The sequence below is a fragment of the Mesorhizobium sp. M7A.F.Ca.CA.002.15.2.1 genome (assembly GCF_003998715.1).
Lineage (GTDB): Bacteria > Pseudomonadota > Alphaproteobacteria > Rhizobiales > Rhizobiaceae > Mesorhizobium > Mesorhizobium ciceri.
Map to the genome: position 1 here is coordinate 1 of NZ_RZPI01000036.1, position 17557 is coordinate 17557.

General features: G+C 63.5%; 17 protein-coding genes and 1 pseudogene. 9 read left to right on the plus strand and 9 right to left on the minus strand.

The genetic code is table 11. The features are described from left to right. On the plus strand, positions 1-962 hold a 962-nt coding region (locus tag ENZ74_RS04160; RefSeq protein ID WP_127312673.1), incomplete at its 5' end, for a zinc-dependent alcohol dehydrogenase family protein. An 85-nt stretch (positions 963-1047) separates the two neighbouring features. Here ENZ74_RS04160 and ENZ74_RS04165 read toward each other — a convergent pair. After that, entirely contained in the window at positions 1048-2157 is a 1110-nt protein-coding gene (locus tag ENZ74_RS04165; protein WP_013528215.1) for a TRAP transporter substrate-binding protein, read from the minus strand. A gap of 263 nt (positions 2158-2420) precedes the next feature. Here ENZ74_RS04165 and ENZ74_RS04170 point away from each other — a divergent pair, with 263 nt between their 5' ends. After that, positions 2421-3194, plus strand: a complete 774-nt coding sequence (locus ENZ74_RS04170) for a gamma-glutamyl-gamma-aminobutyrate hydrolase family protein (protein ID WP_063169836.1) — start codon at positions 2421-2423, stop codon at positions 3192-3194. Here the strand turns inward: ENZ74_RS04170 and ENZ74_RS04175 are convergent, their stop codons facing one another. The 5 genes from ENZ74_RS04175 to ENZ74_RS04195 form a co-directional block, all read right to left on the minus strand. Next, positions 3195-3599: a hypothetical protein gene (locus ENZ74_RS04175; protein WP_024501916.1), complete on the minus strand. Its 405-nt coding sequence runs from the start codon at positions 3597-3599 to the stop codon at positions 3195-3197. It lies immediately after the preceding gene. 82 nt (positions 3600-3681) lie between these two features. Next, complete coding sequence (locus tag ENZ74_RS04180; protein WP_013528218.1) at positions 3682-4665, minus strand: 2-hydroxyacid dehydrogenase; 984 nt, start codon at positions 4663-4665, stop codon at positions 3682-3684. After that, complete coding sequence (locus tag ENZ74_RS04185; RefSeq protein WP_082826628.1) at positions 4662-5684, minus strand: LacI family DNA-binding transcriptional regulator; 1023 nt, start codon at positions 5682-5684, stop codon at positions 4662-4664. Before ENZ74_RS04185 ends, ENZ74_RS04180 begins: the two co-directional genes overlap by 4 nt. A gap of 77 nt (positions 5685-5761) precedes the next feature. Beyond that, positions 5762-6646 (minus strand): DMT family transporter, encoded by an 885-nt coding sequence (locus ENZ74_RS04190; RefSeq protein ID WP_063169834.1) that lies wholly within the window; start codon positions 6644-6646, stop codon positions 5762-5764. Between the two features lie 197 nt (positions 6647-6843). Further along, positions 6844-7251, minus strand: coding sequence for a DUF2000 family protein (locus tag ENZ74_RS04195; protein WP_013528221.1), 408 nt, complete (start codon positions 7249-7251; stop codon positions 6844-6846). Positions 7252-7300: 49 nt separating this feature from the next. Here ENZ74_RS04195 and ENZ74_RS04200 point away from each other — a divergent pair, with 49 nt between their 5' ends. Further along, entirely contained in the window at positions 7301-8170 is an 870-nt protein-coding gene (locus tag ENZ74_RS04200; RefSeq protein ID WP_027164197.1) for an AraC family transcriptional regulator, read from the plus strand. Between the two features lie 24 nt (positions 8171-8194). Here the strand turns inward: ENZ74_RS04200 and ENZ74_RS04205 are convergent, their stop codons facing one another. After that, complete coding sequence (locus tag ENZ74_RS04205; RefSeq protein WP_013528223.1) at positions 8195-8665, minus strand: MarR family winged helix-turn-helix transcriptional regulator; 471 nt, start codon at positions 8663-8665, stop codon at positions 8195-8197. A 212-nt stretch (positions 8666-8877) separates the two neighbouring features. Further along, complete coding sequence (locus ENZ74_RS04210; protein WP_063169833.1) at positions 8878-9624, minus strand: intradiol ring-cleavage dioxygenase; 747 nt, start codon at positions 9622-9624, stop codon at positions 8878-8880. Positions 9625-9823: 199 nt separating this feature from the next. Here ENZ74_RS04210 and ENZ74_RS04215 point away from each other — a divergent pair, with 199 nt between their 5' ends. Together ENZ74_RS04215 and ENZ74_RS04220 are read left to right on the plus strand one after the other, a co-directional pair. Then, positions 9824-10879 carry a GTP-binding protein gene (locus tag ENZ74_RS04215; protein ID WP_063169832.1) on the plus strand — a complete coding sequence of 352 codons (1056 nt, stop codon included), beginning with the start codon at positions 9824-9826 and terminating at the stop codon, positions 10877-10879. A 253-nt stretch (positions 10880-11132) separates the two neighbouring features. Next, positions 11133-12107: a WD40 repeat domain-containing protein gene (locus tag ENZ74_RS04220; RefSeq protein ID WP_013528226.1), complete on the plus strand. Its 975-nt coding sequence runs from the start codon at positions 11133-11135 to the stop codon at positions 12105-12107. Positions 12108-12113: 6 nt separating this feature from the next. Here ENZ74_RS04220 and ENZ74_RS04225 read toward each other — a convergent pair whose 3' ends face one another. Continuing rightward, entirely contained in the window at positions 12114-12566 is a 453-nt protein-coding gene (locus tag ENZ74_RS04225) for a hypothetical protein (protein WP_063169831.1), read from the minus strand. A 154-nt stretch (positions 12567-12720) separates the two neighbouring features. Between ENZ74_RS04225 and ENZ74_RS04230 the strand changes: the two genes are divergently transcribed. The 4 genes and pseudogenes from ENZ74_RS04230 to ENZ74_RS04245 form a co-directional block, all read left to right on the plus strand. Continuing rightward, positions 12721-14100, plus strand: a complete 1380-nt coding sequence (locus ENZ74_RS04230) for an aspartate aminotransferase family protein (protein WP_063169830.1) — start codon at positions 12721-12723, stop codon at positions 14098-14100. Between the two features lie 11 nt (positions 14101-14111). After that, the gene (locus tag ENZ74_RS04235) at positions 14112-15518 is read left to right on the plus strand and encodes a glutamine synthetase family protein (protein WP_082826626.1); all 1407 of its coding nucleotides are present in this window, start codon (positions 14112-14114) and stop codon (positions 15516-15518) included. Between the two features lie 80 nt (positions 15519-15598). Then, a pseudogene (locus tag ENZ74_RS04240) lies at positions 15599-16833 on the plus strand (putative DNA modification/repair radical SAM protein). A gap of 2 nt (positions 16834-16835) precedes the next feature. After that, positions 16836-17557: TIGR03915 family putative DNA repair protein (locus ENZ74_RS04245; protein WP_164760947.1), on the plus strand; the 722-nt coding region annotated here is incomplete at its 3' end.

Below are 17557 nucleotides of genomic sequence, written 5' to 3' on the forward strand. Positions count from 1 at the left end.
GTGCGGATGAGCTACTGGTGCGCATCGAAGCCTGCGGCGTCTGCGGCACGGACCGGCATCTGTTTCACGGTGAATTTCCCTGCACGCCACCGGTGACGCCCGGCCATGAGTTTTCCGGCATCGTCGAGGCGATCGGAACATCGGTCTCGGGTTTTGCCATCGGCGATCGTGTTACCGGCGACCCCAACATAGCCTGTGGGCGCTGCGCACACTGTCACGCGGGACAAGTCAATCTCTGCAGCAATCTGTGCGCGATCGGCATTCATCGCGACGGCGGCTTTGCCGAATATCTTGCCTTGCCGCAGAAGCAGGCTTTCGTCCTGCCTGCAGGCCTGAACCCCCTGCACGGTGCCTTCTGCGAGCCGCTCGGCTGTTGCCTGCACGGCGTCGACCTTGCCGGTATCAAACCGGGCAGCTCGGTGGTCGTGCTTGGCGGCGGCGTGATCGGCCTGCTCACCGTGCAGCTGGCAAGACTGGCGGGAGCCACGACCATCATCCTGTCGACCAGGCAGGCTTCGCGGCGCGCCCTCGCCGAGGACCTCGGCGCGACAGCGACGATCGATCCGACAGCCACCGATGTCATCGATGCGATCGCCGGACCGGCCGGTCTGGCGCCAGGTGGCGTCGACGTCGTCTTCGAATGCGCCGGCGTGCGAGAGACCGTCGAGCAGTCCATGCGCCTGGCCCGAGCCGGCGGCACGGTCGTCATTGTCGGCGTGACGCCGCAAGGCATGAAAGCGGAATTCGAGCCGTTCGACCTGTTGTTCCGGGAACTGAAGGTGCTCGGTTCCTTCCTCAATCCCTACACCCATCGCCGCGCCGCCGAACTCATCGCTTCCGGTGCGGTCGAGATCGACAGGCTGATCTCCAGGCAGGTGTCGCTTGAAGAAGCGCCAGCGGTGATCGCCAATCCGCCGGCGCCCGGCGAGGTCAAGGTTCTGGTGGTGCCGCGCCGCGGCTGAACCGCCGGCTTCGCCTCCCGGCATATACAGAAAAGCTCTCTAAGCGGGGTCCGCCCAGAGAGCTTTTGAGCAGAAGTACAAACGACTACAGCTTGCCGTTGCGCTGCTGGACCATCATGAAGGTGTCGTAATTGTATTCGGCCACCTGTGCCCAGAGATAATGCTCCTTGCGGAAGCCCTTGATCGATTCCCAGATCTTCTTGAACGGGGCGTTGGAAGCTTCCATTTCGGTATAGACCTCGTTGGCCTTTTCGAAGCAGGCGGCCATGATCTCCTGGCTGAACGGGCGCAGTTTCGCGCCGCCGGCCACCAGCCGCTTCACCGCCGCAGGGTTCAGATAATCGTATTTCTGCAGCATGTTGGCGTCGGCCGCCTGCGCGGCAGTGTGCAGCAGCGACTTGTACGTTGGCGAAAGCTCTTCGTACTTCGCCTTGTTGAACATCAGGTGGACGGTCGGGCCGCCCTCCCACCAGCCGGGATAGTAATAATAGGGCGCCACCTTGTAGAAGCCGAGCTTCTCGTCGTCATAGGGGCCGACCCATTCGGCCGCGTCGATGGTGCCTTTTTCCAACGCCGGATAGATGTCGCCGCCGGCGATCTGCTGCGGCACGACGCCGAGTTTCTGCACCACCTTGCCGGCAAAACCGCCGATTCGCATCTTGAGGCCGGAAAGGTCGGCCACCGTGTTGATTTCCTTTCGGAACCAGCCACCCATCTGCACGCCGGTGTTGCCGCCCGGCAGGCCGAAAAGGCCCTGCGTGGCGAGAAACTCGTTGAACAGGTCGATGCCGCCACCATGGTAATGCCAGGCATTCATGCCGCGTGCGTTGAGCGAAAAGGGAACCGCCGCACCGAGCGCCCATGTCGGGTCCTTGCCCCAGTAGTAATATGCCACCGTATGGCAGGCCTCGACCGTGCCGGCCGTGGTGGCGTCGGCGGCCTGCAGGCCAGGCACCAGCTCACCGGCAGCAAAAACCTGGATCTGGAAATTGCCGTCGGTGGCTTCCGACAGCATCTTCGAGAACACCTCGGCGCCGCCATAGATGGTGTCGAGCGACTTCGGGAAGGACGACGCCAGCCGCCATGTCACCTTGGGATTGGACTGGGCGATTGCAGGCGCCGCCAGCGTGGCCGCCGCCGCCGCGGCACCGACGCCGGTGACACCGGCCTTGCGAATGAATGAACGACGATCCATGAAGTTCCTCCCTTTTGGATCAACAGGCCGACGTCAGAAAATCCTCGGTTTCCGTGTCGGTTCGTTCGAGACAATACACAGGCAAGAAGTCGAGTCCAGCAGGCCGGCCCCATTTGACGGCGAAGCCCGGCTGCACTGCAACTATAGTCTAACAGGCCGTTTCGTGGCCCATGCGACACGCCGAAACTTGGCATGGAAAAATAACGTGGGATCGCCTATTTTGAAGGCAGGTATCCCTTGCCCAAATGGAACACAGAGCCCAAATGCATCAGCCGCTCGTCGCCATATCGACCGACGTCCGTCAGTTCGACAACTACACCTGGCACGCCGCCCCACAACAATATCTGGAAGCGGCGATCACCGGCGCCGGCGTGTTCCCGGTGCTGGTGCCATCGTTCGGCGACCGGCTCGATTTCGACGAACTCCTGTCGTCGGTCGACGGCGTCATGGTCACCGGCTCGAAATCCAATGTGCATCCCTCGCTCTATGGCGGCGACGCCAGTGAAGCCAATGGCCCCTATGATCCGGCGCGCGACGCCACGACGCTGCCGCTGATCCGCCGGGCGATCGAACGCGGCGTGCCGCTGCTCGCCATCTGCCGCGGCATCCAGGAACTGAACGTGGCGTTGGGCGGCACGCTCGGCACCGAGATCCAGGAGCGCGAGGGTTCGCTCGATCACCGCGCGCCGGTGAGCGAGAAGCAGGACGAACGCTTCGCCATCCACCAGACCATTTCGATCAAACCTGACAGTTGCCTGGCCGGTGTGTTCGGTGCCGGCGACATCAAGGTCAATTCGTTGCACCGCCAGGCGATCGACCGGCTCGGTTCGAAGCTGCAGGTCGAGGCCGTCGCCACCGACGGCACGGTCGAGGCGGTTTCGGTGCGGGACGCCCGCGCCTTCGCCGTCGGCGTGCAATGGCATCCGGAATACTGGGTCAAGTCGGACAGCAATTCGGTGAAAATATTCCGTGCCTTCGGCGATGCGGTTCGGCTGCACGCCGCAGCGAAGGCCGGCGCGCGGGCCGCAGCGGAATAATCAGTCGCCGGATTTTTTATCACGGGTGGCCGCCAGCGACAGCAGCGGCAGCGCCGGGGCATAGGATTCGTAGCCGTCGCCATCGGCAGCCGCGAAGGTGACGATTGGATCGGTGCCATTGGCGCTGAAGGCAACGGTGCCATCGTTTTGCTCGCGCCAGAACTTCGCCTGTTCTATGCCCGGCAAGAGCCGACGGCATTTGGGAGCAACGGTGAGCAACGACAAACCGTCCGAAATTTCGGCCCCGCGGCTGACTGCACAGACCGCCTCATCGCCATTGGCGACCAGCCTGTAGCTGTTGGACGGGGCGGCCTCGTTGGCTACGCTTTCCCGGCTGCCGCCATGAAACAGCTGAATGCCACCAAACAGCGCTGCGGCAGCGATCAATGCGGAAAGTGCTTTCATCATTCTTCATCCACGTACACGGACAGGTTGAACAATGATTCCAAAGGGTTAAGCTGACGTTAATAAATGTGGCAGCCACCGATCAGTTTCTAGCCTTCACATGCGCCGTCTCGGGCACCGGCGTCAGCGGCCGGCGCTCGGTGAACCAGGACACCAGATTGTCGACGCACAGATCCGCCATGGCGCGGCGTGTATGGTCCGAGGCCGAGCCGACATGCGGCAGCAGCGAGGTGTTGGGCGCGTCGAGCAGCGCCTTGGGCACGTTCGGTTCGTCGGCAAAGACATCGAGGCCGGCAGCGGCGATGGTGCCGTTGGCAAGGGCTGCCGCAAGCGCTGCCTCATCGACCGTGCTGCCACGGCCGATGTTGACGAAGACGCCGTTGGCGCCAAGCGCCGACAGTATCTCGGCATTGACCGCCTTCTCCGTCGAGGCGCCGCCCGGCGCGACCGAAATCAACGTATCCACGGCTTCGGCAAGCCCTTTCAGGGTCGCATGATAGTGGTAGGAAAGACCTTCGACACGGCGCCGGTTGTGGTAGGCGACCGGCAAGCCAAAGGCCTCCAGACGCCGGGCAATGGCCTGCCCGATGCGGCCCATGCCGAAAATACCCACACTGCGCCCGCGCAAGGTCAGCCGGCTCAGCGGATAGTTGCCCTTGCGCACCCAGCTGCCGTCGCGCAGCCAGGTCTCGGCGCGCGGCAGGTCGCGGATGGTGTTGATCAACAGCCCGATCGTGGTGTCGGCGACCTCCTCGGTCAACACGTCGGGCGTGTTGGTGACCATGATGTTTTTCGCCGCCGCATGACCGACATCGACCGAATCATAGCCGACGCCGAAGGAAGCGATGAGTTCGAGGTTGGGCAATGCGTCCATCATCGCCGCGTTGATGCCGGCGAACGAAGCGATGCCGCGCACATCACTGCGCATCTCGTCGGTGACGAGCGCCGGATCGGCGCGTTCAATTCTGACACGCCTGAACGTGCGGTTGATGCGGTCGACCGCGTGGTCGTTGAAATCGCCCGGCACCAGGATGGCGACGGTCTGCAACTGTTCGGCCTTGGTCATGCACGCTCCACCGGCTTGCCGGTCGACTGACGCACATGCAGTTCCGGCTTGATCAATTCCTGCGAGGGTCGCACCGTCTGGCCGTTGAGCTTGTCGAGCAGCGCGCTGGCGGCGCGGCGGCCAACCTCGCGCTGGCCGTTCCAGACTGTGGTCAGCGCCGGCGTCGCGATCGCCGCCTCTTCGAGGTCGTCATAGCCGGTGACCGAGATGTCGACGCCCGGCACCAGGCCGGCGCGGGCAATGCCGTTCATCAGACCGATGGCGACGAGGTCGTTCCAGCAGCAGGCAGCTGTCGGCCTGTCCTTCAGCGCCAGGAACTGCCCGGCGGCCTCGAAGCCGGCCTGCTTGGTGCGCGGCCCGGCGATGCGCCAGGACGGCCCGACTTCCAGCCCGGCCGCCTCCATCGCGTTGACATAGCCTTGGTAGCGGTCACGGCCGGTCGAGGTCTGGTCGGTGCCGCCGATCATGGCGATGCGCTTGTGGCCGAGCGAGATCAGGTGATTGGTGGCGAGGCCTGTTCCATAGGAGTCGTCGCCGCGAAAGACCGGCACGTCGGCACCCTCGACGGTGCGCGCGATCAGCACAGCCGGCAGGCCGTTCTCCTCGGCCATCACGATGTCGGAAGCCGGCGTGCCTATCGCCGGCGACATGATGACGCCGTCGGCGCCGAGTTGCAAAAGCGTATCGATGAAAGTGCGCTGCTTTTCGAGCTGATCATAGTGGTTGGACAGGATGAAGGTTTGCCGGCTGCGGTCGAGCTCGCTTTCGATCGAGCGCAGGATCTCGGCGAAGAACGGGTTCATGATGTCGTGCACGACGACGCCGACAATGCCGGAACGCGAGGTGCGCAGGCTGGCGGCGCGTCGGTTGTAGATATAGCCGATGGCGCGGGCATGTTCCTTGATGCGGTCACGGGTGGTCCCGGCAACAAGAGGGCTGTCGCGCAGCGCCAGCGAGACCGTGGCCGTGGACACGCCGAGCGCATCCGCGATCGTCGAAAGCTTGATTTTTTGTGCCAGCGACGTGTGCTCCCCGGACCTGACTTTCCAGACCTAAACTGTTTAAAGGCGGCGTTATGCCACCGATCGGGGGCAAATCAAAGTTTTTTTGCCAACGCCTCGGCCTCGACGTCCGAGGCCGCGCGGCTCCGCAGCCGAAGCCTATGCTCGCGATGGACGATGTAGAGGCCGCTGGCGACGATGATGGCGGCGCCGACCAGCGTCCAGCGGTCGGGAAACTGCTTGAAGACGATCCATCCGGAAATGATCATCCACACCATCTGCGAATAGGGATAGGGCGCCAAAGCCGTGGTCGTCGCCAGCCGGTAGGCCTGGACGAGCAGCCAGTGACCGACGCCGCCGAACACGCCGAGCATCAGCAGCACGAACCAGTGCCAGCCGTCATGCGGCAAGGAAAACGAAAACGGCAGCAGGGGCAACAGCAGCAGCGCCGGCGCCAGCGCCGAAAACAGGATGAGGCTCTCCGATGTCTCGGTCGCCGACATGCGGCGCGTCATGATGACGTAGAAGCAGTTCGACAGCATCGAGCCGAGCGCGAAGAGATGTCCGATGCCGAACACGCCGACGCCCGGTCGGGTGATGATGAGGACGCCGGCAAAGGCCGCCAGGATGGCCAGCCAGCGCCGCCAGCCCGCCCACTCGCCAAGCAGCGGACCGGCCAGCGCCGTGATCACCATCGGCCCAAAGAAATAGATCGAGGTTGTCTCGGCCAGTTGCAGGGATTTGAGCGCCAGGACATTGAATATGGTCGATCCGAACAGGAAAGCCCCGCGCAGGATATGCGCAGGCAGGTTGATCGGGCGAAACCGCATGGGTTGGCGCCAGCCGCGCAACAGGGTGCCGACCAGGATGACATGCACGGCAAAGCGCACCCAGGCAACGACCAGCACGGAAATGCCGGCGAGGACGAGGTATTTGCTTGATGTGTCGAGGAAGGTGAAGCAGACGTAAGTGGAAAGCATGCACAGGATCGCCACCGGGGGCGTCGCGCTTTCTACATGTCTTTGGGGAGCACTCACTTGCAGGCCGGGTGGGAGCTGGGCTGGACCCACCTTTGCGGGAATTGCCGGCTCCCGGCAAGCCAATTGTCGGCTGTCGCCACGCCAAAGCCGGCTGGCACAACAAGTGTCGGCGGCAGGCTTAGTCGATGCCTCTGAAGCTACGGGTGCATACGGGCGCCCTTGGTGATCTTGTCGACCAGCTTCTTGTCGGCGCGAAGCGCGATCCCGACCGCCTTGGCGTCTTCAGGCGCAAATTCGGCGAAGACGGCGCGGTTGGCCGCGTCAAAGCCGGTCGAAAACATCTCCTCGACATAGAGCGAGGTGGTCACGCCGCGCTCCAATGTGCGCCGGTGGATCGTGCCCAGCGTGGCCTGGTCGGCGGACAAAACGATGACCGGCTGGATCGACAGCGGGTTATAGAGATTGCCGGCGCGGTCGCGATAGGGTTCACCGATGATATCGGAAAACTGCGCGACGATGCCGCTGGTCAGGAAGGCGGTGACGTTGAGTTTCTGCCAGACCGCCAGATCTTCCCTGAGCACGATTGCAAATTTCGTATCGAACATGAGACATTGGCCATTCGGTTTGTGCCCCAATGCGAGGCTTAAGGAGACGATGTCGCACGATCTAGACAGCCAGGCCTTCGAGGGTCTTGGACGTTTGTGCATCGATGCGGCGGAAAACCGTATTATCTCCGCCCCCGATCCCGCAGGCATGGAGCGGATCGAGGCACGCTTCCATGGCAGCGCGTTCGACCTGCATCGCCACGACACCTATGCGATCGGGGTAACGCTGCACGGTGTGCAGACGTTTCGCTATCTTGGTGCTGCGCGTCACAGCCTTCCAGGCCAGATCATCGTGCTACACCCCGACGAACTGCATGACGGCGGCGCCGGCACCGAGGACGGCCTGCGCTACCGAATGCTCTATTTGGAGCCGTCGCTGATGCTCGACTGCCTCGGCGGCGCTTCGCTGCCTTTTGTGAGGGATGGCGTGGTGACGGACGCCGCCTTTTGCGCAACGCTGCTTTCGGCGCTGGGGCCGCTGGAGCAGGAACTCGACGACCTGTTCGTCGACGATTTCCTGGTCCAACTGATGCAAAGCCTGACCCGGCATGGTGGCCAGCCGGCAAAGCCGATGACCAGGACGGCGTGGCGGGCGGCTGCACTGGCGCGCGACTATCTCACGGAAAACCTGACCCGGCCGGTGCGCTCCGGCGAACTGGAAGCCATAACCGGGCTCGACCGCTATGCCTTGTCACGGCATTTCCGCGCGGCGTTCTCGACCAGTCCGCATCGCTTCCTGGTGATGCGCCGGCTTCAGCGTGCGCGGCGGATGATCGCCGCCGGCGAACCGTTGGCGCAGATCGCGGTCGAAGCCGGCTTCAGCGACCAGAGCCATTTCATCAGGCAGTTCAAGAAGGCGTTCGGCATGACACCGGGACGCTGGTCGTCGCTGATCCAGGGCTCTGCCGCGGCGGCTTGATCGCCTGCCGCGACAATCCGCCGGTCAGTCGTCCGACTCGGCGTCGTCGTCGATGAGCACCAATTCCTCGTTCGAGAGGTTGGCCTCGATGCGGGCAAGCAGTTTGAACAGCGACTTCTGGTCCTTCTTGTCGAGGCCCTTCAGCGCCTGCTTTTCGGTCTTCTTCACCGATTTCTCGATGGCGTGGATGATGTCGCGGCCTGTATCGGTGAGAAAGATGTGGGCCTGGCGGGCATCGGCTTCAGAAGCGCGCTTCTCCAGGAACCCCTGGGCCTGCAGCCGGTTGATGGTCTTGGTGATCGTCGGCGGGCGCACGCCGAGACGTCCGGCAAGATTGCCCGGCGTCTGGCCGTCCTCACGGTCGAGCGCCAGCATGATCTGGTCCTGGCCGGCATAGAAGCCGTGCGCCAGAAGCCGGGCAGCCAGCGCCGTCCTTGCCAGCCTTGCCGCGGAATGCAGCCGGCTCATTGTCGCAGTCTTGTCCGCCTTGGCCATGGTCTTCCCTCTTCGGCCGTACCGGTGCGGGCAGCATAGAGGCAGCCGGCCGGTTGGCAATCGACGATCAAAAAGATTCCGGTGCTTCAAACAGCTTTGCCGGCAAGCATTGTGGTGTCCGCCGTGGCTAATGCCAGATGTTTATTTCAGTTAGATGACAAACGAATTCGTGACCGGAGTTTTCGCCGCTGACAAGGTGCGTGAGGGAACGCTCAGCCGGACTTCACCGCCACGATCATCAGCGCCTGATAGGCATCCTCCAACTCGCGCAGCGCAGCCTGCGATTGCGATCCGGCCCGCCTGGCGATGCCGTCATCGGCATTTGAAGTGTCGCGCTTGCCGGGCCGGTCATTGTAGGGCGCGACAGAGGTGAAGATCTGCTCGCTGAGGCTGTCGGGGAAAAACAACTGGCCGGTCATCACCGACCTGTCGTCGGGGAAGACCTTGAAATGGATGTGGGTGGTGCGGCCGCGATACCAGCCGGGATAGATCGTGGCGAAGGAGACGATGCCGCTTGCATCGGTTTTCTGCCAACCACGCAGGAAGGTCTGGCCCGACGTGTCGACGTCGCGGCCGTCACCCTGTCCGGGATAGCCGGAATAGGCGCCCTGCGCGTCGCAATGCCAGATATCGACGCGGGCGCCGGCAAGTGGGCGGCAGTCCACGTCGACAACCTGCAGCCGGACGTCAAGGGCAATACCTTTCTTGCCTTCGGTGACATCGGCACGTTCGAGTTTCGGGTCGAAATAGAACGGTCCCTCGGTCACTTCAGGCGTAATGGTGCAGACACCGGCGCCGTTTTCGAACAAGGCCAGTCCGGCATAGGGTGAAGCCTGGGCAGCCGAAGATTGAGCGGCCATTGCCGAGGCCGGCAGGAAGGCACCACCTCCGGCGGTGACCGCGATCAACCCGAGCGCCTGGCGCCGGCTCAATGAGAAGGAGGATGGCTTGCCGGACATATCTTGCCTCTCAAATTGACCTTCCGCATCCCGAGCTAGGCAATCACAGCGGCTTTCGCCAGTCAAAATCCGGTATTGTAGCAAGCCGGTTTGGCCCATCGGTTTGCCCCGTGCAAAAGCCCGGCACACATCCTATATGGAACCGACAATCCCTTTTGAGGGCCGGATCTTTTGCGGCCCAGCACTTTCGAGGCAAGCCATGAGCGACGCACAGACGCAAATCCCCGTAACCGTTCTCACCGGCTATCTCGGCGCCGGCAAGACGACGCTGCTCAACCGCATCCTGTCGGAAAACCACGGCAAGCGCTACGCCGTCATCGTCAACGAGTTCGGTGAAATCGGCATCGACAACGATCTGATCGTGGAATCCGACGAGGAAATCTACGAGATGAACAATGGCTGCATCTGCTGCACGGTGCGCGGCGACCTGATCCGTGTCGTCGAGGGCCTGATGCGCCGCCCCGGCCGCTTCGACGCCATCGTCGTCGAGACCACCGGGCTCGCCGATCCGGTGCCGGTGGCGCAGACCTTCTTCATGGACGACGATGTGCGCTCCAAGACCAGGCTTGACGCGGTGGTGGCGCTGGTCGACGCCAAGCACCTGCCGTTGCGGCTCAAGGATTCCAAGGAAGCCGAGGACCAGATCGCCTTCGCCGACGTCGTCGTGCTCAACAAGACCGACCTCGTCACGTCAGAAGAACTCGCCAAGGTCGAGGCAACGATCCGCGCCATCAATCCGGCGGCAAAGATCCATCGTACCACCCGCGCCGGCGTTGACCTGACCGAAGTACTCGACCGCGGCGCTTTCGATCTGTCCCGGGCACTGGAAAACGATCCGCACTTCCTCGAGGCGCATGACGATCACGATCATCATGACCACGACGGCCACGATCACCACCACCATGATCATGACGGGCACGACCACCACCATCACGCGCATGCTTCGGACATTCATGACGTGACGGTGCAATCGGTGTCGCTGCGCGGCGGCGAGATGGATCCGAAGAAATTCTTCCCCTGGATCGAGAAGATCACCCAGATGGAAGGCCCCAACATCCTGCGGCTGAAAGGCATCATCGCGCTCAAGGGCGACGACGAGCGCTATGTCATCCAGGGCGTGCACATGATCATCGAAGGCGACCACCAGCGCGCCTGGAAAGACGGCGAAAAGCACGAGAGCCGGCTGGTGTTCATCGGCAGGGAACTCGACGCCGAGCGGCTGAAGAAGAGTTTTGACGCCTGCCAGGCGGCTTGATTTCCAAGCCTTATAACGCTAGCGCTGCCCCTTCTGTCCTTCTCCCCTTGTGGGAGAAGGTGGCCGTGCGAAGCTCGGTCGGATGAGGGGTGCTCCAGCTGGGCACCGACGGCGATCCGTCCAACACCCCTCAACCGTCTCGGCGCTGCGCGCCGATCCACCTTCTCCCACAAGGGGAGAAGGTTGGCGCCACACCCGGCCGCGCTGGCGACTTCCCGGGGATGGCAACAAACTTCATTGGAATGGTTCCCTGATGCCCACAGTCGCCCCCCTAGACCTCGAAGGCCATTGCATCGCCGCCGCCTTTCTCGGCGACGTGCCGCATTTCGCGATGGCCGACGGCGCCATCCATCGGCTCGACCATGGCCACAAGACGGTTCAGGCCAATGACGGGCTGCTCGCCGCCTTCCATGATGCGGCCAATGACCGGCTGATCACCGGCGGCGAGGACGGCAAGGTGTTTGCCGTGAAAACGGGCGGCGAGGCCACGGAATTGGCAAGCGCGGCCAGGAAGTGGATCACCAGCGTTGCCGCCGGGCCGCAAGGCGCCATCGCCTATGCCTCAGGCAAGACTGCCTTCGTGCGCTTCGCCGACGGCAAGACCAGGGAATTCGTCCATCCGCGTTCGGTGGAGGGGCTGGCCTTCTCGCCCAAGGGCATGCGCTTCGGCGTCGCCCGCTACAATGGCGCGACGCTGCATTTCCCGGCCGCCGAGGGCAAGCCGGTGGAACTCGAATGGGCCGGCGCCCATACCGGCATCACCTTCTCGCCGGATGGCGCCTTCCTCGTCACCACCATGCAAGAAAACGCATTGCACGGGTGGAAGCTCGCCGACGGCAAGCACATGCGCATGACCGGCTATCCCGGCAAGGTCAAAAGCCTGTCGTGGAGCGTAAAGGGCAAGTGGCTTGCGAGTTCCGGCGCGCCGGCGGCGATCGTCTGGCCGTTTTCCGGCAAGGACGGGCCGATGGGCAAGGCACCGCTGGAACTCGGCACGCGCGGCAATGCCATGGTGACGGCTGTCGCCTGTCACCCGAGCCAGGATGTCGTCGCCGTCGGCTATGATGACGGCATGGTGATGGCGGTGCGTTTTGCCGACGCCAAGGAAGTGCTGTTGCGGCGGCCGGGCAAGGGCGCCATCACCTCGATGATGTGGGACAAGGAAGAACGCCGCGTCGCCTTCGGCAGCGCGGCAGGCGACTGCGGCGTCATCGACATCACGGCCTGACCCCGCTCACTCCGCTCCGCACGACACTTTGCCGCTGATTTCGACCGGTTTGCCGTCCTGGTCCGTATCCGCTGCGGCGTCGTAGATGGAGAGCGTATAGCTCCCGTCGTAGACGCCTTCGTCGCTGGTCCTGGTCAGGATCGTCAGTTCGACCGAGTTGATCTTTTGCGCGGCCTCGTGCTCACGATAGATGTTCAGCCGCAATTCCTTGCCGTCGAGCCAGTACTGCGTCAGGTTGGAATCCTCGAACACGGTCTTGCGCAGGCTGTCGCTGGCAGGCCGGCTCAGAATTTCGAGGTTGCCGCGAAAGTTGAAGGTCGGCCCGCCCATGCCTCTGGTGACGCCGGCCTCGACCTCGAATGTCGCCGCCGGGTCGTCGGTGGAGCACCAGATGCCGCCCGAGGCGAAGGCCGCGCTCGCCGACGACAGGTGCATCGCCACACAGATGACCGTCCTCATTACCCCTCCCCCTCAATTCCCGCTCATATTGGCGCCGACTTCGGCAGCACGGTCAAGCGCCGCCGCCAAAGGCTGAGCCAACGCAGGACAGATGCGCGGCCAATTGCGGATGCAGACACGGATTGGCTAAGAGGAATCGACCAGAGGGGTTTTCATGCACAGCGATATGTCCAAGACGTCCATCGGCGGCATCGGCCGCGACCGCATTGCCGATCTGCGCGAGACCGAGGGGGCAGCCTTCCGCAAGGCGCGGCCGCAATCTCAGGTAAAGGTCGGCAACGGCCTGCCCGGCTTCTTCGGCGGCGTGCCGATGCACTGGATGAACGACTGGCCGACGCCGTTTCCGATCCTGGTCGACAGCGCCAAGGGCGCCACGATCACCGACATCGACGGAAACAAGCTCGACGATTTCTGCCTTGGCGACACCGGCTCGATGTTCGGCCATTCGCCGCCGCCGGTGGCGCGCGCCATCCGCCGCCAGGCCGGACGTGGCCTGACCTATATGCTGCCTTCGGAAGATGCGCTGGCCATCGGGCCGCTGCTGCAGCAGCGCTTCGGCCTGCCATTCTGGCAGATCGCGACGACGGCAACCGACGCAAACCGTTTTGCATTGCGCGTCGCCCGCGCCGTCACCGGCCGGGAGAAGATCCTTGTCTTCAACGGCTGCTACCATGGCTCGGTCGACGAGACGATGGTGCGGCTGATCGACGGCAAGCCCGTCAACCGGCCGGGATTGGCGGGCGAGTTCCGCGACCTGACGCGTACGGCCAAGGTCATCGAGTTCAACGACATCTCAGCACTCGAAGCCGCGCTTGGGGATAAGGACGTCGCCTGCGTCATCGCCGAACCGGTGCTGACCAACTCCTGCATGGTGCTTGCCGATCCGGGCTACCATGACGCCCTGCGCAAACTGACACGCCAAGCCGGCACACTGCTTCTGATCGACGAGACGCACACGATCTCGACCGGCCCCGGCGGCTACACGAGGAAATATGGTCTCGACCCGGACTTCTTCGTCCTGGGCAAGCCGATCGCCGGCGGCGTGCCGGCCAGTGTCTGGGGCATGAGCGACGACGTCGCCTCGCGCTACGCGGACTACAACAGGACCAAGGAGCCGGGCTATTCCGGCATGGGCACGACGCTCTCGGCCAACCCGCTGCAGTTCGCAGCGATGCGCGCCGCGCTTGAAGAGGTGATGACGCCGGAAAATTATGACCGCATGGATCACCTGGCGCGGCGGCTCGATGCCGGGTTGACCGGCGTGATCGATCGCTATCGCCTGCCCTGGCATGTTTCCCGTGTCGGCGCCCGCGTCGAGTTCATCTGCGCGCCCGGTCCGCTGCGCAATGGCGCCGAGGCGGAAGTGGCGCATGCGCCGGAACTGGAGGCCGCCATCCATGTCGCGCTGATCAATCGCGGCGTGCTGATCGCACCCTTCCACAACATGATGCTGATCTCGCCGGCGACCACTGCGACCCAGGTCAACCGGCTGATCACCGCCTTCGGCGCGGTTGCGGCAAAGCTTGGGGCATGAGACAAGCGGCGATGGACCATCCCAATGCCACAATGACCTCACCTTCGGGCTCGACATCCGCCGAGGCGCACGCCTTTCTCGACGCCCATCCCGAGATCGAAGCCTTCGATATCGTGCTGACCGACGCCAATGGCGTCGGCCGCGGCAAGATCGTGCGCCGGCATGAGCTGAAGAGCATCTTCGAGGGCGGCCGCCATATGCCGATCTCGATCCTGGGCCTCGACATCACCGGCGAGGATGTGCACGAGACCGGGTTGATCTGGACGACCGGCGACGGCGATCTCAGGGCATGGCCGATCCCCGGTACGCTGGTGCCGCTCTACGGCACGAGCCCGCCACGTGGCCAGCTGCTGATGGCGATGTACATGCTCGACGGCCGGCCGATGTCGTCGGATCCGCGGCTGGCGTTGGCTCGGCAAGTCGACATCCTGGCGGCCAAGGGCCTCTATCCGGCCGGAGCCTTCGAACTTGAATTCTTCCTGCTGGCCAATGAGCGCGACGCCGACGGCAAGGTGCAGCCGGCGCGCGCCGTGCTCGACGGCCGCGTCTCGGGCAAGACGGAAGTCTATTCCGTTGATCATCTGCACGGCATGGAGCCGCTGTTTTCCGACATCTATGCCGCAGCCAAGGCGCAAGGCATTCCGGCCGAGACGGTCATTTCCGAATATGCGCCCGGCCAGTACGAATTGACGCTGAACTACCGCAAGGATGTGATGCGGGCGGCCGACGACCTGGTCATGCTGAAGCGGCTGGTGCGGGCGCAGGCGCGCCGCCACGGCGTCACCGCCTGCTTCATGGCCAAGCCGATCGAGAAATACGCCGGCTCGGGCATGCATTTCCATGTTTCGCTGCAGGACAGAGCCGGCCGAAACGTCTTTGCCGAAGCCGGCGGCGAGAGCTGGTCGCTGCCGCTGCTGCAAGGGCTCGGCGGCCTCATCCAGACCATGGCGGAATCGATGCTGGTGTTTGCGCCGCACGCCAATTCCTGGCGGCGCTTCGTCTCGCAATCCTATGCGCCGGTGGCACCGACATGGGGCGTCAACAACCGATCGGTGGCGCTGCGTGTGCCGGCCGGCGACGCCAAGAACCGGCGCATCGAGCACCGGCCGTCGGGCGTCGACGCCAACCCCTATCTGATCGCCGCAACCGTGCTCGCCGGCATCATCAAGGGCATGGATGAAGGGCTCGATCCGGGGCCCGAAACGACCGGCAACGGCTATGAGGCAGCGGTCACGCGCACAACCATGCCTGTCGACTGGCGCGCCGCGATCGAATCGGCCCGGGCGTCCAGCTTCCTGAAGAACGCGCTCGGCGAGGACCTGCACCGGACCTTCGTGGCGATCAAACAGTCCGAATACCTGCGCGTGGCACGCACGGTCAGCGAACTGGATTACCACCTCTATCTGCACGAAGTCTGAGGGCCGGGCGGGCGATCACTTTTTCGCCGTTTCCATCAAATGAGGTGGCATAAGGGCGGATAAGAACATATCATGAACAGATGAGCGCACTCACCGTCCGTGAAAAACTGGCTGTCCTCTCCGATGCCGCCAAATACGATGCGTCCTGCGCCTCGTCGGGTGCGGCGAAAAAGGACTCGCTGGAATCAGGCGGCATCGGCTCCACCGAGGGCATGGGCATCTGCCATTCCTACGCGCCGGACGGCCGCTGCATTTCGCTGCTGAAAATCCTGCTGACCAATTTCTGCATCTATGATTGCAGCTACTGCATCAACCGATCGTCGTCCAATGTGCGGCGCGCCCGCTTTGGCATCGACGAGGTGGTGAAGCTGACCATGGATTTCTACCGGCGCAACTACATAGAAGGCCTGTTCCTGTCCTCGGGTGTCGTTCGCTCGCCGGACGAGACCATGGGCGAGATGGTCGAGGTGGCGCGCCGGCTGCGCCTGGAGGAGAAATTCTCCGGCTACATCCATTTGAAGACCATCCCGGAAAGCTCGGCCGAACTGGTCGAGCAGGCCGGTCTCTATGCCGACCGGCTGTCGATCAATGTCGAACTGCCGACCGACGAGGGTGTGAAGCGGCTGGCGCCCGAGAAGAAGCCGGAGACAATCCGGCTTTCCATGGCCAGGCTGCGCCAGAAGATGGAGGAGAAGGCCGAGCCGACTTTGAAGACCAAAAAGCGCGAACGCTTTGCGCCGGGCGGCCAGTCGACGCAGATGATCATCGGCGCCGACAAGACATCCGACGACGGCATATTGCACACGAGCGCCCGGCTCTATGGCAGCTACCATCTGCGGCGGGTCTATTACTCGGCCTTCAGTCCGATTCCGGATTCGTCGTCGTCGCTGCCCCTGCAGAAGCCGCCGCTGATGCGTGAGCACCGGCTTTATCAGGCCGACTGGCTGATGCGGTTTACGGCTTTTCGCAACCGGAAATCCTCGCCGGCAGCAGCGACGGCATGCTCGATCTCGCCATCGACCCGAAGCTGGGCTGGGCACTGCGCAACCGGGGGCAGTTTCCCGTCGACATCAATCGCGCCGACCGCGAAGCGCTGCTGCGGGTGCCGGGTCTCGGCACCAAGGTGGTGGCGAAGATTTTGGAGACGCGCCGGCACCGGCGCATGCGGCTCGAGGATGTCGGGCGGTTCTGCCAGTCGATCGCCAAGCTCAGGCCCTTCATCATCGCCGAAGGCTGGTCGCCTGGTGCGCTGACCGACAAGGCCGGCCTGCGCGACAGGATCGTCCACTCCTGCGAACAATTATCGTTGTTCTGATCATGCGGCCGGCGGAACTCGATCTCGCCAGATACAGAGTTCGGCTCGACAGCGAGACGGATTTTGCCGGCTGGCGTGACGCGGCACGGCGGCTGGCCTTGAATGAGGTCAGGCCCGAGGACGTCGACTGGCATGTCGCGCCAGGCTCTGATCAGGCACAATTGCCTGAAGTGCCTGCGGGCGCGCAACTCGTCGTGCCGCGCGACTTCCTCGGGCATGCCGAAACGGCGTTCTGCCATTCCGATCCCGGCCGGTTTGCCTTTCTCTACCGAATGCTGTGGCGATTGCGCGACGAAGCTAAACTGCTGGAAATCGCGTCGGATTCCGACACCAGGCGGCTCGAGGCCATGGAGAAGGCGGTGCGGCGCGACAGCCACAAGATGCACGCCTTCGTACGTTTCCGGAAAATCGGCGACGGTGCCGATGAGCGCTATGTCGCCTGGTTCGAGCCGGATCATTTCATCGTCGAGCGCAACGCCGATTTCTTCGTCAGACGTTTCACCGGCATGCGCTGGACGATCCTGACCCCTTATGCCTCTGCCGACTGGGATGGCGAAAGGCTGGCGATCGGGCCGGGCGCGGCCAAGGGCGATGCGCCTGATCAGGACGATACCGAGGCGCTCTGGCGCACCTATTTCGAGAACATCTTCAACCCGGCGCGATTGAAGGTGAAAACCATGCAGAAGGAGATGCCGAAGAAATATTGGCGGAACCTTCCCGAGGC